Origin of the sequence: Hydrogenimonas thermophila (genome assembly GCF_900115615.1) — a bacterium.
GTDB lineage: Bacteria > Campylobacterota > Campylobacteria > Campylobacterales > Hydrogenimonadaceae > Hydrogenimonas > Hydrogenimonas thermophila.
The window spans coordinates 64,171-81,021 of record NZ_FOXB01000004.1 but is presented as its reverse complement, the minus strand read 5'-3'; the positions used below and the strand labels follow the sequence as shown (position 1 = coordinate 81,021).

The following is a 16,851-nucleotide window of genomic DNA, read 5'->3' as shown; positions in this document are numbered from 1 at the left end:
AAGCCCGATCTGATGTTAGAACGGGCTTTACTTTTACCAGTTGAATGCATAACCAACAAAAAATGTGGTCATATCTCTGCTGTTTTCAGATTTAAAGAGATCAGTTTTTCTGTAGTTAATGCCTCCAACCAATCCATCTTTATGTGCAACTGCAATTTGTGCATCAAAGAAAGTATCAAAATCATCAGCTGCTAGATCAATACTAGCCTTTGAGAAAAAAGAGACTTTTTCATTTATGTTATAAACAACACTACCCGTTATACCGCCAACAGGCGAGGATTTCCATTTTGGAACTGTTTTAATTTGAGTTGTTTCCCAGTCCTCCGCTACTTCCTCTTTGTTATCAAAATCATAGAATTTGAAAAAGCCTGCATTCACCCCAATTGATGAAGTTGTTGAATCATTGAAAACATAACTTGCTACCAATTTATTGGCCTGAAAAGATAAGAGATCTTTACTGTATTCAAATGCAAGATTTATATTTGCATCCACAAACGATATTTCAGTGATCAATGACATATCATATACATCACTACTGTTACTATTTACACCTGCTGCAATTAGAGTAGGAATTTGTTCATCAGTCATTGCATCTGATGATGTTGTATCACTTGCCATTGCAGATGCTGCAGATATTGCAATTGCCGCTATTAAAGAGACTGTTAACTTTTTCATATATAATTTTCCTCCATCTGTTTTTTATTTTTATTTGTGTTCTGGCTCTTTTTAAAGAGCAACAAGGGGGAGCAATGGAACAACTGGTACGATTGGCGCTACTGCCAAAATTGTCAATAGTGTTAGCATTGTTTGCCTCTCCTTTCTTTTAGTAGTAGAGAGCTAAGACTTACAAGCTTTTTTTTGCGCGAAATTTTTAAAAGGAGTCAAAGTTCGTCTTTTGCTCTCTACTCTTATACATATTTTTTGAGCAGCAAAAATTTTGATTCTCTTTTTTGTTGCTCACCTATATACATAAATTTTCAACACTATGAGGATATGAAGCAATCGTAACTGCAAATTAGGAATAGAAGAGGTAAAGAAAGCAATCGTAACAATAGATTAGGAATAATCTATTAAAATCTTATGTTTTTTGTGGATTAAAAGGTTATTTGCAAGTAAAAATGTGGATAAAATGTAGTTTAATATAGATTTTAGTAGTTAAAAATATGCTTTTAAAAGTAGCTATTCGAAAAAATGGTTACGATTGTCCATCTCGTTCGAAAAAGTGGTTACGATTGCAAAAAAATTATAGCTGCAACCGTAAACACCGAATAAGATAGCAGTTGCAACCATTAACACCGAATGTTTGGTAAAAAAATTGAATTTCTTTAACTATATAGAATAAGTATTCTATAGCATTTAATTTTATAATACTTTTATTCATTTTATTTTTTAGATATTAATAAATAAGCACTTAAAATATATGAAAAAGCAGATAAAATGCTCTCACGTTCGACAAAATGGTTGCAGCTGGTCACTCACGTTCGATAGATTGGTTACTTCTGCTTTTAAAGCCCTATATTTAGGGCTTTTGAGGATTAGAATTCGACTTTAATTGAGCCTGTTCTATATTTTGCATTTTCAAGATTAACAAATCTGTTTTTGATTTTTTTGATTCGTCTCTCTCGATCTGCTTCCATATTGCGAATATACATTTTAGGGTTTTCACAATATCGCTCTGCCTTTTTGCCCTTAATGAATTTTGGTGCTAACTTAGCTTTAAGCACATCTTTACTACCCTCGATTTTTGCAAAAAATTCAAATTTTTCAAGCCTTTGAATTTTAGCGTCATTTATAAGTGCTTCCGTCTGTTCTCTCCGACTTACAGTAATTCTATCTCCCATCGGTTCGGCACTGAAAGAGATACTTTCACTATTTTTTATGACTGTAGTTTTGCCAAACAACTTTTCTAAAAATTGAGCTCCGTAAAAATTTTGAAAAACTATGTAGCTGTTAGTAGTTCCAAAGATCGCGTCTGCTTCTTTATCACCAAACTCTTTTTTGAGCTGATCGAAATTTTGGATTGCCATGACAAATTTTAAACCTTTTGAGCGTCCTACTGCAAGCCCTTTTTCAAGGTTTTCACCAAGTGCTTTTCCAAGTCGTGGCAACTCGTCTAATATAAAGTAAATATCACGGTTTAGATCGTCTCTATCATCAAGGATTGTAGAAATTAAATAGCTCGTGATAACTCCATAAAGCGGTGCAAAAACTTTACTAAGGTTTTCAGTTGATAGCAAAAATAGCTTTCCACTCTTGCCATTTTTCAACCATCTTTTAAACTCGATTTCTTCAGTTTCAAGGTCATCTAAATAAGCTAAATACTGCAATGCTTTAGCTTTTCTGATAGCGGTTGAGATGATAGATTCACTCTCTTTAGATGGATTTCCATTATTGTCTACTCTTAGGAAATTAGCTACGATTGGAAAAACTTCACTGTCATCTTTTATTTTCATCAACAATTCTAAGTTTGAAAGAGTTTCATAGATCTCTTCATTACTTAGTTCATTTTTAGCAGCATAGAGTAATAACCCCTCCACTACCGCTCTTGCAGCATTAACCCAGTGCGGATCTTGACTGCTTTTGTCGTCTGGCACTAGAATTTCAGCTATTGAACCTGTGTCAATTTTGGTTTTTATGAGCTTATAAAGAGAGAATTTTGAAGATCTTAGATCAGATGGGCATATGATAATATCTGTATCTGGATTATAAAATTTCTCTACGAACTCACCTTTTACGTCTATTATTACGGTTTTTACATTGTTATGATCTGGTATCTGCTTAATTATTTGATTAATTAAAACAGATTTACCTTTGCCAGGCGCACCCGATATACAAAGTCCAGTTGAAAGTGCAATTCTAGGCAATTTAATAGCTTCTGGATCTTTTTCAAACTGTTTATCATCATTCGCAAGTTCGATAGTATCGATAATAAAGTGTTCTTTTACCCGTTCATCACCTGAGATTTTGTACTCTGCTTTAATAAAATTATCGATATGTTTATTAAACTCTTTCGTCTTAATAAGCTTGTTACCACTTACATAAACATCTTCTGTAAGCTCTTCTTGCTGTTTTTCAATTTTAGAAGAGATTAGAGGTTTTACAACTTTTAAATTTAAAAAAGTCAATACTATAGATATAAAAAAAACAGATAAGAAAGTAAATGAAAAAATTGGATAATCTTGTCCGTATGGCAACATTGAATTTTGATATATTGCATAAATAAAGTATCCAAAATTTAAAACTAACAACGGGGCTAAATACACCCCGTTTTCAATAGCAAAAGCCTTCAAACGCATCTGCGTTTCGTGTTCGATCTTCTCCATTGCACGATATCGATTATTATCGAGTGAACGATCTAGACCTGTTTTTGCTGCCGATCTGATTTTATCTTCTATTTTATGCATTTTTAGCCCTTTTATACTATCTACTCATACCTTGATCTTGCTGATTATAAAAGCCCTTTTCATAACTTTGAGTTGATGGAATTTTGTTTTTTACTTGATTACGTTTTAAGCTCTCTTCCATTTTTTGTTGGTACGCTGACTGCTGTTTTGCTGCTGCAAAAAAGCCCTCTTCTGTCTGTTTGCTTGGTGTTTTTGTGTTCATAGTTTTTCTCCTTATCTGCTTCTGTCTTGGTCTTGCTGCTGCTGATTTTGGTTATTAGCAGCTGCTACCATTTTATGAGTATCTATTGTTCTGTTATCTGCTTGCTGTTTGTCTGTCATCTTTGCAGACATCTCTGTTTTTGTCTGACTTTGGTCTTTTGTCATTTGGTTTTGTTGAGATGAAACAAAATCAGCCATTTTGCCATTTTCTTTTATGTTCAAATTATCTTTATGATGTTCAATTCGTTTATCTACAAAGTTTAGCTCCTCTTTCAACTTGCTTTTGCTCCAATTGTTATCTTTTGCAAGTTGTTGATACTCTTGTTTGATTTGATCTTTGTTTACAAAACCTTTGTTTTGAACTGCCGATTGTTTGATGAAATGGTCTGCTGTCACTTGTTGCAACTTTTGTGTATCAGCTGATTTTGGTATTCTAAAACTATGCAGATCTTTTATTTGCTGTGTTACATCCTTACCACTTTCAAAGTCTTTTTGAACTGCTTCAACTTTCTGATCAAACTTTTTAGCAGCTTCAGTTTTCTGTTGCTGTTGATCCGCCTCTACGCTTTTTCGATTTAAATCTTCTTTTACGTTTTGTTGTTGTGGTTTCTGTTGTTGAACCGTCTGTTGTGTCTGCTGTACTTGTTGTTGAGCAGCTTTGAAAGTTGCATTTTCCATTTGTCGGCTCGGTTGTAGCTTTCCCAGCCCTTTTTGCTCCTTTGTGCTAAAAGAAAATTGATTTTGTTTCGACTTTTGTTGAGCGGCTTTGTTGATTATCTCTCCAAATTTGCCACTTATTTTGTTGTTCTCTTTTATATTAAGTTTATCTTTATGATGTTCAATTCTCCTTTCCACTGACGAAATTTCATCTTTCACGCGACTTTCACTCCATCCAAGCTCTTTACCAAGCTTTTGATATTCTTGTTTGATAAATTTTTTGTCGACTACTCCGTTATTTTGTTCTGCTGATCGTTTTATCATATTATCGGCTGCCAAATTTTGGAGCTTTTTGAGAGATTTTCGAGATGGTGGACGGTGTTCGTAAAGCTCTTTGACGTCTTTGGTGACATCTTTACCTTTTTTAAAATCGCTTCTAATATCTTTAATAGCTTTGTTGAACTTGTTTATTACATCCTTGTTTTTTTTGAACTTTTGCACCTGCTCTTTGACGTTGACTGCTTGGTTTTTCTTTACTATTGTCTGTTCTTTAGAATCAAATTTATCTTTTTCTAAAGGAACATTCTTCTTTGCAAAACTAACGCCTGCTTTTGCAATATTTGTTACACCTTTCGCTACTTTCATTAAGTTTTTAGCACTTAGCAACTTGCTTCCAGACAATCCCATCAGTGCGCCGGCTCCCATCGCCGTTCCAATCACTGCAAGCGCAACTGTTGGTCCACCTACAGCTGCAGCGCCTGCAGCCAGCACGCTACCTGCTACCTTTGCACCCACCAATGCACCTGCCATACTCAATGTTCCATCTTTATGATACTCACCATTATTTGCTGCAGCAATAGCAGAGTTGCTATTTGATTTATATTTATCGAATAATGATCCATTGTTTGAATTAAAACTATATGGATCACCATGTTGCATATATGCAGGCGGTGTATCATATATAGATTTTTGACTATAATTCATGACTCACCTCTTTTTATTCATCGTCAGTATCACTGTTATCAAAAACAACCTCTTCTCCCAATTTTCCAGCTTCTTGTGAAATTGCCAATGCACGGTCTGCATCCTCTAAGATATCTGCATGCATGTTTGTAATTTGGTTTCTAGCAGCATAAATGTTGACTTGAGCACTTTTAATAGATGGTATGATCTCATTAATCAGCGCGTATTCGATTCTTCTCATCGCCAGTGTTGCGATTGCATTATCCATTGAAAATGCCAATAGATCATTTACTATGTCATTTACTTCAACTCCCTCTTCCTCTGCCAATTTTTTAAGATGTTTAACCATCTCTTTGTTTTTGATTTCGATTAACATGTTGTCTCCTTTGTTTTTTAATTTTTTGGATACAGAAGAATTGTTTCTTCTGTATATATACATATTTTTTAAAAGCCTTTTGCTTTTAGCCAACTTCCGAAAAGTACAGCAGCTGCTAAGACAGATAGATAAAACCATTCCATAATGTTTTCCTCCTCGTTTTTAATTTTCTATATCTATATACATATTTTTTAAACTGCTTACTTGAATATATTCAAAACTGAAACCGGAGAAGCAGAATTGATAGCATTTACAACTGCGGAAGCTGTGTTAGATACATTCTCGGTTAATGCTTTCTCTATAAATTTGCTTTTGATTTTTTGGGCAATTTCTGTTTTACCCTGACTCTCTAATTTTGATGTGTACTCTCTTATCATCTTAGCTATACTGGCTGTTTGCTGATCTTGTTCAAGCTTTGAAAGTGCGTCATTTATGTTTGTAGCAAATGTGATAGTTAATGTAGGTTTTGCAAATCCGATGTTTGTGCTTGAATAATAAGCCATTCCATTTTTTAAAAGAGTTGGTACGCTACCTGTTAAAATTAAAGAATATTGCCCATTATTGCAAGTATAGCTGTCATTATTGCCTGCAAATCTGCATTCGTAGATATTTATGCGTTTTGGTCGAATCTCTTTATATGCTTTAGATACTGCTTCTTCTGCAAGCTTTTCAATATTTTCAAAACTTGCTTTTGGATAATGCTGCATTTTATCAGCTGCTAACTCTGCTACCTGTCCAGTAAAATTAAGTAGCTGTATATAATATGCTACTTTTTTCATCACATCTTTTTCTAGTCGCCCTCTCATCTTTGCTTTAGCTTCATAATAAGATTGAGCATTTAAATCGATAATCTCTTCGTCATCATCTAAATAGTAAGAAGTTCCAACATCTCTATTGGTTAAAAAAAAGGCTTTTTCATTCCAGCCAAGATCTCTCATTTTCATAAGAATATAAGGGATTGGATTTAACTCAATTCTCCAAGTGCCGCTGCTGCTTTTAGAGACTGTATGAGTAGTGGATCTTATTTTGTTGAGGGTTTGAGTTATATTTTTTGATGTACTTTTTTCTTTTCCTTGTGATAATTGCTTATTGTGCTGCAATTGTTCCGTTTCGCCTCTTTGTTGCTGTTGTCTCAAACTTTGAGATTTTTGCTCTTGCTTTTGTGTCGAGGTAGATAAATCAGCAAAAAGCGATGTTGCCACAATTAAAGATATTGCTATTATCTTTTTCATTTTCAAGCCTCCTTAGAAGTTTTCAAATTTTTTATCAAACTCTTCAAACTTGCGATCAAAATCGCTTTGTTGTTTAGTTCGATTGGTATCATTTAGATCTATTGCTTGCTTATCTAAGCCAAAATTTTTTATTGCTATTTCTCTAGCTATCTTGTTGTTTTGTAGTGCTATCATTGCAAAAATGATAGTTAAACCTAATAGCAATAAACCACCAAAAAATCCTACTTTCATGATCTGCTCCTTTAATAATATTTATTACATTATGAATACATATTTTTTGTGGAGCAGATTCTTTTTATTTTTTAAGGTAGATTGATTATCTTTAGTGAGCCATTTTCATCTGCAAAATTAGCACATCCTGCAAAAACTTTTGTTTCATCACTTGATAAGGTTACGCTTAGTGGTGTTTCTGGAGACATACTAATGTTTTTAATTTCAACAGGGTTTGCAGCATTGCTAATATCAACTATTCTTAAGTTGTTGCCGTCAGCTAAATATGCTATGTTATCAGATGATAATGCAATTGCAGTTATATAACTTAATGCATTTATGTTACCGATGATTGCAGGATTTGCAGCATTGCTAACATCAACTATTCGTAAATTACTACCATCAGCTAAATATGCCTTTGTTCCATCAGATGATAATGCAACTGCGTATGTATCATTTGTATTAACACTGCCAATAATAGAAAGATTAGCAGGATCGCTAATATCGATTATTTGCAAGCCGTTAGCACCATCAGCTAAATATGCCTTTGCACCATCAGATGATAATGCAATTGCCAAAGCATGTTCAGTATCAATACTACTAATAATAGAAGGATTAGTGGGATCGCTAATATCGATTATTTGCAAACCGTTAACAGTATTAGTCAAATATGCTTTGTTGCCATCAGATGATAATGCAATTCCTGACAAATTGCCCGGCAAATCTATATTGCCAATAATAGAAAGATTAGCAGGATCGCTAATATCGATTATTTGCAAACCGTTAGTACCATCAGCTACATATGCCTTTGCACCATCAGATGATAATGCAATTGCGGATGCATCACTTGTATTAATACTGTTAATAATAGAAATATTAGTAGGATCGCTAATATCGATTATTTGCAAGCCGTTAGCACCATCAGCTATATATGCCTTTGTACCATCACTTGATAATGCAATTTCTGAAGCATATCCTACTAACTTCAGACTAGAAACAATGTTGTAGAGTGTGTCGTTTTCGGCAGCTACAACCTTTACTGTTCGCGTTGTTTTAGATATATTGTTATTGCTATCAGCTGCAGTATATATAACACTGTATTCACCCTCTTTGGTAGTATCAACAGTGTTGTATATATCAACACCAACAGCACCATCAACATTATCGATAGCAGTTGCTCCTGGATCAACATAGTCACTACCTACAATCACAGTCAATGGATTATCACCTAATAGCTTGATAACTGGAGGTACAGTATCTGCATCTACTGTAATTGGATCAGTTGTTGCAATAGATGTTGTAGTAGTCAAAGCACTATCGCTATTACAACCATTCAGCACAATAGATGCAACAATCGACAACAAAAATGTTTTTTTCATAATCTGCTCCTTTGGAAAATTAGTTACATCTATATACATATTTAGTTAGATAGTTTTTCCCAAAGTGCCGCTATGTATTCTAAAAACAGTTAGATCTTTGCAGAAGATTCATTTTGAGTAAAAATAACTACGAAAAAATCATACTTAGTCAAAATAATTTAATAAAAAAGTCAAGATATATTTGGAAAACTTTACAAAGCATCGTATCTTTTCCCAAAATACCGCACTATTTTCTTAAAATACCGCACTTGAGAAATATCAAATTGTATGTTTTGGAGAGGAAATTTGAGGAATTACTTTGTATAACTACTTACTAACTACTTAACTACACATAAAGCACACATTAACTACACACTAGCAACTACTTAGATACACATTAACCATTGTTTAGATACACACAAAATACATTTTAAGTAATACTAGAAGAAAATGAAAGTTTTTGGGGAGTTAATTTATTATATTGTTTCTTAATCTATTTTTTCTTTTCTAATTACAATCGTAAATGGTAATAACAGCAGTTCTATCATTAAAGAGCAAAAATGCTTTAATTTTCATATCGTATTTGTCGATTAAAACACGCCTTTCTAGATTACTACACAAATTGCTTTTTACTATTTTTATTAGTTCATCTTTTTTATCAGAATATCTTTCAAAACTTTTGTTGTATCTTATTACCGTCACAAATGCTTTCTCTACTCCAACTGTAAGTCCGATATCATCATAAACCTCTATAGTATCATTCTGTTCTTTAAACTGAAACTCAAAAGAGCAACCAGTGAATAAATTTGGCAACAATGCTATTGCAGTAATAGTGATCAGTTTTTTAATCATTTTTATCTTTCTTTACTTAGTCTTTTCATAGATTATATAATATAAGGGGTATAAGTTACAAAGCTTATACCCCTTTAATCTATTTTTTACCAAATGTAAGAACATAAGCAGCAACGTCACGTTTCTCTTTTTCTGTAAGTTCATTTTTAAAAGATGGCATAGGTTGTACCCATTTATTTATTTTACTACCTCGATTGATGGCATCAACTACACCATCTATAGTTCCATATTTTGTAAGATTTGGGGTCATCCCTCCCATACCTTTACCATCTGCACCATGACATCCTGCACATAGAACAAATACAGTAGGCTTTTTGCTTTTCATATCGTTAGCAACATACTTAGCTACTTCTTCAGCTGTTTCATCCACAAGAAGTCCTCCAGGCATTGTACCCATCGGATAGCCAAAACCTCCAGTGGTTCCATTGTGTATAATTGACAATACTCCATCTATAGTTCCATATTTTGTGAGATCATCTCTTAATTCTTTAATAAGATATTCTCCTCCTTTCATACCATACGCTGAAATTTTATCTTTAGCACCTTTACCATCGATACCATGACATCCTGCACATTTATTTAAATATATCAATTTACCATTATCATCAGTATCAGAAGATGAAATCGGAACACTTGTATTTTTTAAATTATTACGATTACGAACTTTTTTATAATTTTGCTCATTTTGTTTGTCTTTTAAAATTGTATCTCTCAAAAAGAGATCGATTAACTTTTGTAGTTTTGCTGTTTCACCATTATTTGCTAATCTTGTTAAAGTGCTTGCAACATCAGCAACTTTATATAATTTACTTTTAAATCTAAAAACATTAGAGTTAGTCATTCTATTTCTTGGAAGTCCAATATTGTCATTTTTAGTAGTAATAAAAAGCATTGGTGCATATTTATCAATAACTGCTATTAGATAGTTTACAAATGGTGTTATTGTATTTGTATTGCTTCCAATATTATAACCTCGCTTTTTCAAAATAGTTGAAATTTGTGTATTTAGTGTGTATGAAAAAGGAGCTTCAATAACATAATCAGCAATATTATTACCTGTATTATCTAAATCATAATCATATGTCTTCAAGCTAAACTTGATTTGAAAAGTACCACAATTCATAACACCTGATCCATTCGTAATTTCAGTATTACAACTATAGTGTCCGCTTTCAATTGATGTAACATAAATAGCTGCTGCCTGTTTAGCTAAAGCTGGTTCAGGAAGATGTTCAAAATCGTATTTTGTTATATAGTAACTAAATAATTCATTTCCTTTTTCATCTTTGTATAAATACTTAATTTTCCCTCCCTTTTTCAAAAAAAGCAGAAGTCCTGTTGCAAGAGCTGATTCTGAAATAAATTTATTTTGCAAATTAAGCAAATCCTCTTTTTTAATTATTCTTTTAACATCATTCCAATTTAAATGATTCTCATTCATCCCTTTTTTAATAAATTGTAATGTTTGCTCATTAAGTTCAAAGTTAAAAAGTATAGTAGATGAATCAATGATTTCAACACCTGTCCAAAACAGGCCATCTTCAACTTGAACTGGAAATTTTAAAATAAATTTTAAAATAAATGCAAAATTATTATCTTTTGAATTAATATTTGCAAAATTATCATAAAAACACTTACAATATTTATCTTCTTTGGTTAAATTACAAAGTACAGTATCTTCAATAATATCACATGATCTGCCAGTATTAAGTTTTATAATACTGCAAGCAGTAGGATCTCCGCTCCAACAAGCTTTAGAAATTAATTTATTAGAACTACCTTTATTCTTGTTAATGATAAGTTCATAACTACTCAATACAACACAGGCAACACTATCACCCTGTTCGCAAGCTTTTTCATATTCAGCATAATTAAAAATGCTAGAATTTTCAGCAAAAGCACCAATTACCATCAGCATTAACATTACTACTATCTTTTTCATAGTTTGCCTTTCATTATTAACATTACTACTATCTTTTTCATAGTTTGCCTTTCATTTATTTTTCAAAGATTCAAGATATTTTTGTCGATAATATTCTGATCTAGAATCTACATAATTTAAGTCATTTCCTGTTTGTATATTAACAAAATTTTCTGCATGTTTTTCATTTTGTCTAAGTGCATCAAAGAAACTTAAATTTACAAGCTCCATCAGCTCATCATTGTCCATAAAAAACTGGCCATTCATGATTACATCACCACCACTGGCAACAACCATCGTTGCTTCCGATAATATGCTTCTATTTTTTATGTTTGTATCATCCAAAACTAGGTAATAAGTATCACCGATCTTTTTTGGTTTAAACTTTACAAAAACTGCATTTCTATCACTGTAAATTGTTTTTTTACTTGGGTCTATAAATAAAAATCCCATTTGTTGTTTAGGATCTAGTCTATTGTAGCCTGAATCAGATCTGTAGTTGACAGGAACACATTCTACATTTTGTCCTAGCTCATGCTTCATAACAAAAACTGGTAAGCCTTTATCATAATTAATCCAAGTTTTAAAATACTCACAACTCATCCCACCAACAGAACGGTAACGAGTATTTAATTTTTTTGCAAGCACAGCAGATCTTCGATTAAAAATAGGTCTTGCAGAAGAAAGCAATTGTTTATATTGTTGCAAAGCTTCTTGATAAGTATGAGCGTTTGGCATAGCAAACAATACATCTTGTTTATAATGAGATTCATCATAAGCTTTTATGTCTGTTGGATCTATTTTATCTGCATAAAAAGCTTTTGTATAAAGCTCTTTTGGGCTTGGAATATCATTAACAACAGCACATCCATTCAACAAAATAGCAACTACTCCACTAACAAATAACATTTTTTTCATAATCTACTCCTTTGATTTGAATCTGGTTATATCTATATACATATTTTTTGGAGTAGTTAGTTTTTGGAAGATTTATTTATTAAAAGAGAAAAGCAGGAAGATTAATTTTCTTCCTACTTTTTTACTATTTTACGTGTAGATTAAAATTTTTAGAAAAAGACGCTTCAAACAAGTATTGAATTATTTTATTAATCATTTCTTCTGTCACTCCAACACGTGGCATTGCAGTACCTGGTATTTTTGATTGAGGATCTTTAATCAATTGTTTTAAATATTCTTTTTGCCTTTTTTGAGCTATCTCTGAAAGGTCTGGCGGTAATTTACTAAGGTATTCAGCTAAATATTCTTGATATTCAGCTACCTTTAATTCAAATGAAAGCTCTCTACTTCTTTTGTTAAATTTAGGCTTTTTGCCAATTTGTGTCCAATTAAAAGTTCTTAACGAATGGCAACGTCCACATGCTGTTTCAAATGCCATTTTAGGAGTAATATTTTCTGGTTTTTTAGCAATATATTTTAAATAGGCTACAATATCTGCAACTTCTTGGTCAAGGTCGCCATTAATACTACGAAACGGCACCATTGGATATGGATACTTTTTTTTACCAGTAAATTTATGCTCAACTTTCAAAGCATGAGCTGGATTTTTAATAAATGCAGCTAAAAAATGAGAATCAAAAATTGAACCTACATTACTTAAGTCTGGTGGATTAGCACCTAATAATTCTGCAGCTTCTGTAGGCTTCATTGTTGCAGATAAACCAGTTGATTTTACACTATGACAACCTATACAGCCAGCGTCCATAAAAGTCTTATATCCCCTTTCTGCATTACCAACTTTACGCATGGACGGAATATCTTCTAAATATGCGTTGGCACTATCAACAATAAATGCTATAAAAATAGCAACAACTAAAGTTTTAATTTTCATGACTATGCTCCTTTTATATATATGGGTTTTATATCCCTTTTTGTTCTAACCACTAGAGTTTATTTAACTTTTTCCAAAATCATTTTGAAAGCTTTTTTTACATTAGGATCACTTAAAAGATATTTTGTAATATCTTTGTAACTAGCTTGACTAGCAAACAAGTATAATAGTTTACTTGCTTTTGGATCATTAAATTTACTTGAAATAACTATTAAATTTTCAACTATACTAACACCATTCAATTCTGGATTACATTTACCCCCCATCTTGCTAAATGGATAATTAATTCTTGTTAGCAAAAATGAATTCAAAAGTATATTTCTTTTTTTTGCCGTAGTAGCATTTGTTGGATTTAAATAATTTCCTATTTTATTTGCAATAAAATTAACATCAACATCTATAGTCAATTTTTTCCCTTTAATATTGAGCGATGATGAATTTACAGAAATTCTAGGTGGCAACCACCCCCATTTAATTTCTTTTAAAATAACTCCTGCAACCACTTGGGAATTTATATTAGAATCTAGCGCTGTTTTAGGAACTTCTATACTATGAGTATTCAACAATAGAGATGTCAAAGCAACTTTTTCAATAAAACTTGGATTTGGCGACAAAACTGATATCTTACAAGTTTTTACAGTCATTTTATCGCCAAACTCATTTTCTGTTGTAATAGTAGCTGATTTACCTAGTGATCTTTTATAAATTTTATATAGTGCCTCAAAATCACCACTTTTAGCTTGTTTCACCAGCTTTTTTATTTCCTTTTCTTCTTTTGCTCGTTCTTCCTCTTGTTTGGCCAGTCTCGCTTTGCGTTCTTCCTCTTGTTTGGCCAGTCTCGCTTTGCGTTCTTCCTCTCTCTTTTGTACTATTTTTTCAAGCTCTGCTTCTTTTGTGTTAAAGAATGATATATAGTCATAATTAGCTATATCATCTATATCTTTTAAATCTGATATTGATATTACATTACCCTTTGCAAAGGGATATTTTTTTTCTAACTCTATTTTTCGTTTGCAAATAGATTCATATATATCTTGATATTTATACAAGTTATTTTTGTTAATGACTTCTTCAAACTTTTCTCTATCAAATGTTTTCGTAACTTTCACAACACCATTATATTTGCCCTCTGCAGCGCTTGTTAACAACCCTGAAATTGCAGTAAATGGAGAAGAAATTGCACTTGCTACCGCATCGCTTGCAGTTGTGCTATAAAATATACTATTACACAATTTTGAATTATTGTTATTGCTATCAGCTGCACAGGTTATAGTATCTCCACTTCCATAGTTTTTGTACTGAAGATGCATGCCGTTAAATATTTTAAACTCTTCATAAGGCAATTTAACATTTTTTCTAAAAATGTCTATGATCTCATCATTATCATCGTATGCCTTGCAATAAAAATTTACCTTTCTTACCTTTTCTGTCTTTTTGTCGATATGAGCACAAGCATGAGTAGGAAAGTAGTTACCTGCGGCCTGCAACATAGAAACTATAGAAACTGCTGCCATACCACTAATAATCAATTTTTTCATGTCAATTCTCCTTTTGTATATAGAGGGCTATAACCCTTTTTGTTTTAACCATTCAAGAAAATTCTTGTCTTTCACTTTTTTAGCAAAACTAACTGAATCTTCTAAAGCTTCTGGATCTGATACTATCGTATAAAATAGCAATTTGTTTACCATTGTGATATCTGTTAAACTCTCATTTAGCTTATCCCCAATCAACTTATCCAAATTGCTATTTGCATTATCAAGCTGGACCGCTATATTTTCAAGCCGTTTTATTAGTGATGAATTTTCACCAAGTAGAGGGATTAAAGTTCCCTCTAGGTATCTCAACTCATCGATCATCTCATTGATCTGTTTTGTATCAACCAAAGCTAGATTTTTTCTATCCATCAATCTATCCTTTCGATCATGTTTTTCAGAGGCTTGATTTCATCTACTAGATCTAAAACATCCTTTGCAAATCTTAGATAACTCATTTTCTTTTTAAAATAATCTCTCCCCTGTTCTTTTGCTTGTCTTGCCCATTCTTCTTGCAACTCGCGTGATTTTTCGACTGTGTATTTAAGTTTTGGATACTCATCTGCCAAAGTTACTTTGTAAATATTTTTTAAAATGCCATAAATCTGCGAATCTCTTAATACAAATTCAGACTCTATCCGCTCTTCAATATCTTTCATTCTACCTTCAATGCCATATTGTGTTGAGCCAAAAAAAGCAATAAACTGCTGCTTTACATCTTGAAAATCGATTGAATGAGCTCGGTTAAATATAAGAAAAATTCTTGCCTCTTTATCATTGGAATAGATCAAATCAATAGTTTGTTTAGTATTTTCAAACTGTTCAATATCATCATTGACTGGTACAATATAAACTAAACCATACATATCACTTTTTGCAAGATGATTTAGAATTGCAATTGTGTCGTTGCCACCACCACAATCAATTATATTAACTATACTATCATCATTTATAATGGTATCCATCTTTACATTGTCTATATCATCTTCCATTTCTTTTATTTTGATTGACTTGAAGTTTAGATTATCGCTATTCTTTTTTAAAGAAGTGCGATTGTTATCATCAATTTCATAAACATTGATCGTCTTATCATCCTCTAAAAAAAGAACTGGTAAAACCATGTGAGAAATAATAGATTTACCTACTCCGCCTTTTGTATTTGCAACTACAAGTGTCATCTGATCTCCTTTTTTTAAATTAATTTGTTTCGTTATATATACATATTTTTATCGTTTGGTAGGAATTTGTTCGGGTAGTGGTTCTAACGGATGATGATCTCCGATTAAATGCAGATACATTGCAGGAGTTATCAAATCATCTTCTTTTTTGATCTGTTTTAAGCTATATTTGAAATAGCCAACTAGATCATGACTATTAAGTTCTGATTTAATAGCTGCAAAATCTTTTTTTAGATCTTTAGTTATTGCTTTCATCACTTTTAAAAATTCACTTCTTAAAAGCTTATCTTCTTCGCCTCTTCCGCTCTCTCTAAAACAAGATAAATACTCTCCAAAATCTTTTGAAGTAGGCTCATTAATAGTTAATGATGGTTCTTCTGTGCTTTCAGCTATCTGTTTTGATGGTGCTGCAGCTGCTGTAGTGGTTTGTGATTTTTGCAGTTGTTCATCTGAAAAGAATTTGTTTCGGTTTCTTCGAATAAAATCATACAAAGTTTTTTCTGATACTCTTAACTCACGATATTCTTTTAAATATTGGTGGATCTGTCTTATTGTATAGCCATCTGATATTAGTTCTTTTATTTCATGTTCATAATTCCAAAAAATCGATTTACCAACTTTAGGTTCATTCTGTTTTTTAAACTCTTTTAAAAACTGTATCGCTGTTTTATTGCTGCCCATTTTTTTAACTCCTAACTACTTTTTTATTTATAATCAATACATATCTTTATTCTTGAACATTCTATATCATTCTTGATAAATTCCTGATTAGTTCTTGACTAATTCTTGATTATTCTGTATCGTTCTTGATTGGTTCTTGACTAATTCTTGATTATTCTGTGTAATTCTTGATTAGTTCTTGATAATTCTGCATCGTTCCTGATTAGCTCTTGATTAATTCTTGACTAGTTCTTGACAATGCTAATTTTTTAAAATCGCTTTCAAGCCCTAAATATAGGGATTTAACAAGCTTTTTTTCAAAAAAGTATCAATCGGTTTAGGTGAATATCAAAAGGAAAGAATGGCTTTAAATCCCACAGTTAAGGGGTTTACGCTCGATTACACCTGAGCAAGCAAAGCTTGCGTAAGGTGTCTATGACTTGGGAGAGCAACAG

General features: G+C 32.2%; 16 protein-coding genes. All 16 read right to left on the bottom strand.

All coding sequences use genetic code 11. The features are described from left to right. Window positions 1-33: 33 nt before the first annotated feature. The gene (locus BM227_RS02445) at window positions 34-675 is read right to left on the bottom strand and encodes a hypothetical protein (protein ID WP_092910847.1); all 642 of its coding nucleotides are present in this window, start codon (window positions 673-675) and stop codon (window positions 34-36) included. An 860-nt stretch (window positions 676-1,535) separates the two neighbouring features. Continuing rightward, the gene (locus BM227_RS02440; protein ID WP_092910845.1) at window positions 1,536-3,404 is read right to left on the bottom strand and encodes a type IV secretory system conjugative DNA transfer family protein; all 1,869 of its coding nucleotides are present in this window, start codon (window positions 3,402-3,404) and stop codon (window positions 1,536-1,538) included. A gap of 16 nt (window positions 3,405-3,420) precedes the next feature. Next, window positions 3,421-3,606, bottom strand: a complete 186-nt coding sequence (locus BM227_RS02435; RefSeq protein ID WP_092910843.1) for a hypothetical protein — start codon at window positions 3,604-3,606, stop codon at window positions 3,421-3,423. Window positions 3,607-3,617: 11 nt separating this feature from the next. Further along, entirely contained in the window at window positions 3,618-5,246 is a 1,629-nt protein-coding gene (locus BM227_RS02430; RefSeq protein ID WP_092910841.1) for a hypothetical protein, read from the bottom strand. 13 nt (window positions 5,247-5,259) lie between these two features. Continuing rightward, window positions 5,260-5,601: a hypothetical protein gene (locus tag BM227_RS02425; RefSeq protein WP_092910839.1), complete on the bottom strand. Its 342-nt coding sequence runs from the start codon at window positions 5,599-5,601 to the stop codon at window positions 5,260-5,262. 200 nt (window positions 5,602-5,801) lie between these two features. Further along, the gene (locus BM227_RS02420; protein WP_092910837.1) at window positions 5,802-6,833 is read right to left on the bottom strand and encodes a hypothetical protein; all 1,032 of its coding nucleotides are present in this window, start codon (window positions 6,831-6,833) and stop codon (window positions 5,802-5,804) included. A 12-nt stretch (window positions 6,834-6,845) separates the two neighbouring features. Beyond that, window positions 6,846-7,064 (bottom strand): hypothetical protein, encoded by a 219-nt coding sequence (locus tag BM227_RS02415; RefSeq protein ID WP_092910835.1) that lies wholly within the window; start codon window positions 7,062-7,064, stop codon window positions 6,846-6,848. Between the two features lie 71 nt (window positions 7,065-7,135). Then, window positions 7,136-8,422: an immunoglobulin-like domain-containing protein gene (locus tag BM227_RS02410; RefSeq protein ID WP_177201952.1), complete on the bottom strand. Its 1,287-nt coding sequence runs from the start codon at window positions 8,420-8,422 to the stop codon at window positions 7,136-7,138. 486 nt (window positions 8,423-8,908) lie between these two features. Next, the gene (locus BM227_RS02405; RefSeq protein WP_143089678.1) at window positions 8,909-9,214 is read right to left on the bottom strand and encodes a hypothetical protein; all 306 of its coding nucleotides are present in this window, start codon (window positions 9,212-9,214) and stop codon (window positions 8,909-8,911) included. A 118-nt stretch (window positions 9,215-9,332) separates the two neighbouring features. Next, entirely contained in the window at window positions 9,333-11,195 is a 1,863-nt protein-coding gene (locus BM227_RS02400) for a c-type cytochrome (RefSeq protein WP_092910830.1), read from the bottom strand. A 51-nt stretch (window positions 11,196-11,246) separates the two neighbouring features. After that, window positions 11,247-12,092, bottom strand: coding sequence for a hypothetical protein (locus BM227_RS02395; RefSeq protein WP_092910827.1), 846 nt, complete (start codon window positions 12,090-12,092; stop codon window positions 11,247-11,249). A 124-nt stretch (window positions 12,093-12,216) separates the two neighbouring features. Continuing rightward, the gene (locus BM227_RS02390) at window positions 12,217-13,023 is read right to left on the bottom strand and encodes a c-type cytochrome (RefSeq protein ID WP_092910825.1); all 807 of its coding nucleotides are present in this window, start codon (window positions 13,021-13,023) and stop codon (window positions 12,217-12,219) included. 59 nt (window positions 13,024-13,082) lie between these two features. Beyond that, window positions 13,083-14,561, bottom strand: coding sequence for a hypothetical protein (locus BM227_RS02385; protein ID WP_092910822.1), 1,479 nt, complete (start codon window positions 14,559-14,561; stop codon window positions 13,083-13,085). Window positions 14,562-14,588: 27 nt separating this feature from the next. Beyond that, window positions 14,589-14,930 (bottom strand): hypothetical protein, encoded by a 342-nt coding sequence (locus BM227_RS02380; RefSeq protein WP_092910819.1) that lies wholly within the window; start codon window positions 14,928-14,930, stop codon window positions 14,589-14,591. After that, the gene (locus tag BM227_RS02375; protein ID WP_092910816.1) at window positions 14,930-15,736 is read right to left on the bottom strand and encodes a P-loop NTPase family protein; all 807 of its coding nucleotides are present in this window, start codon (window positions 15,734-15,736) and stop codon (window positions 14,930-14,932) included. The genes BM227_RS02380 and BM227_RS02375 overlap by 1 nt, the downstream gene beginning before the upstream one ends. A gap of 48 nt (window positions 15,737-15,784) precedes the next feature. Then, complete coding sequence (locus BM227_RS02370; RefSeq protein ID WP_092910813.1) at window positions 15,785-16,417, bottom strand: hypothetical protein; 633 nt, start codon at window positions 16,415-16,417, stop codon at window positions 15,785-15,787. Window positions 16,418-16,851: the final 434 nt, after the last annotated feature.

Excerpts from the sequence above, each read along its gene's own strand:
- BM227_RS02445 (WP_092910847.1), bottom strand. The coding sequence starts at position 675 with ATGAAAAAGTTAACAGTCTCTTTAATAGCGGCAATTGCAATATCTGCA.
- BM227_RS02440 (WP_092910845.1), bottom strand. The coding sequence starts at position 3,404 with ATGCATAAAATAGAAGATAAAATCAGATCGGCAGCAAAAACAGGTCTA.
- BM227_RS02435 (WP_092910843.1), bottom strand. The coding sequence starts at position 3,606 with ATGAACACAAAAACACCAAGCAAACAGACAGAAGAGGGCTTTTTTGCA.
- BM227_RS02430 (WP_092910841.1), bottom strand. The coding sequence starts at position 5,246 with ATGAATTATAGTCAAAAATCTATATATGATACACCGCCTGCATATATG.
- BM227_RS02425 (WP_092910839.1), bottom strand. The coding sequence starts at position 5,601 with ATGTTAATCGAAATCAAAAACAAAGAGATGGTTAAACATCTTAAAAAA.
- BM227_RS02420 (WP_092910837.1), bottom strand. The coding sequence starts at position 6,833 with ATGAAAAAGATAATAGCAATATCTTTAATTGTGGCAACATCGCTTTTT.
- BM227_RS02415 (WP_092910835.1), bottom strand. The coding sequence starts at position 7,064 with ATGAAAGTAGGATTTTTTGGTGGTTTATTGCTATTAGGTTTAACTATC.
- BM227_RS02410 (WP_177201952.1), bottom strand. The coding sequence starts at position 8,422 with ATGAAAAAAACATTTTTGTTGTCGATTGTTGCATCTATTGTGCTGAAT.
- BM227_RS02400 (WP_092910830.1), bottom strand. The coding sequence starts at position 11,195 with ATGAAAAAGATAGTAGTAATGTTAATGCTGATGGTAATTGGTGCTTTT.
- BM227_RS02395 (WP_092910827.1), bottom strand. The coding sequence starts at position 12,092 with ATGAAAAAAATGTTATTTGTTAGTGGAGTAGTTGCTATTTTGTTGAAT.
- BM227_RS02390 (WP_092910825.1), bottom strand. The coding sequence starts at position 13,023 with ATGAAAATTAAAACTTTAGTTGTTGCTATTTTTATAGCATTTATTGTT.
- BM227_RS02385 (WP_092910822.1), bottom strand. The coding sequence starts at position 14,561 with ATGAAAAAATTGATTATTAGTGGTATGGCAGCAGTTTCTATAGTTTCT.
- BM227_RS02380 (WP_092910819.1), bottom strand. The coding sequence starts at position 14,930 with ATGGATAGAAAAAATCTAGCTTTGGTTGATACAAAACAGATCAATGAG.
- BM227_RS02375 (WP_092910816.1), bottom strand. The coding sequence starts at position 15,736 with ATGACACTTGTAGTTGCAAATACAAAAGGCGGAGTAGGTAAATCTATT.
- BM227_RS02370 (WP_092910813.1), bottom strand. The coding sequence starts at position 16,417 with ATGGGCAGCAATAAAACAGCGATACAGTTTTTAAAAGAGTTTAAAAAA.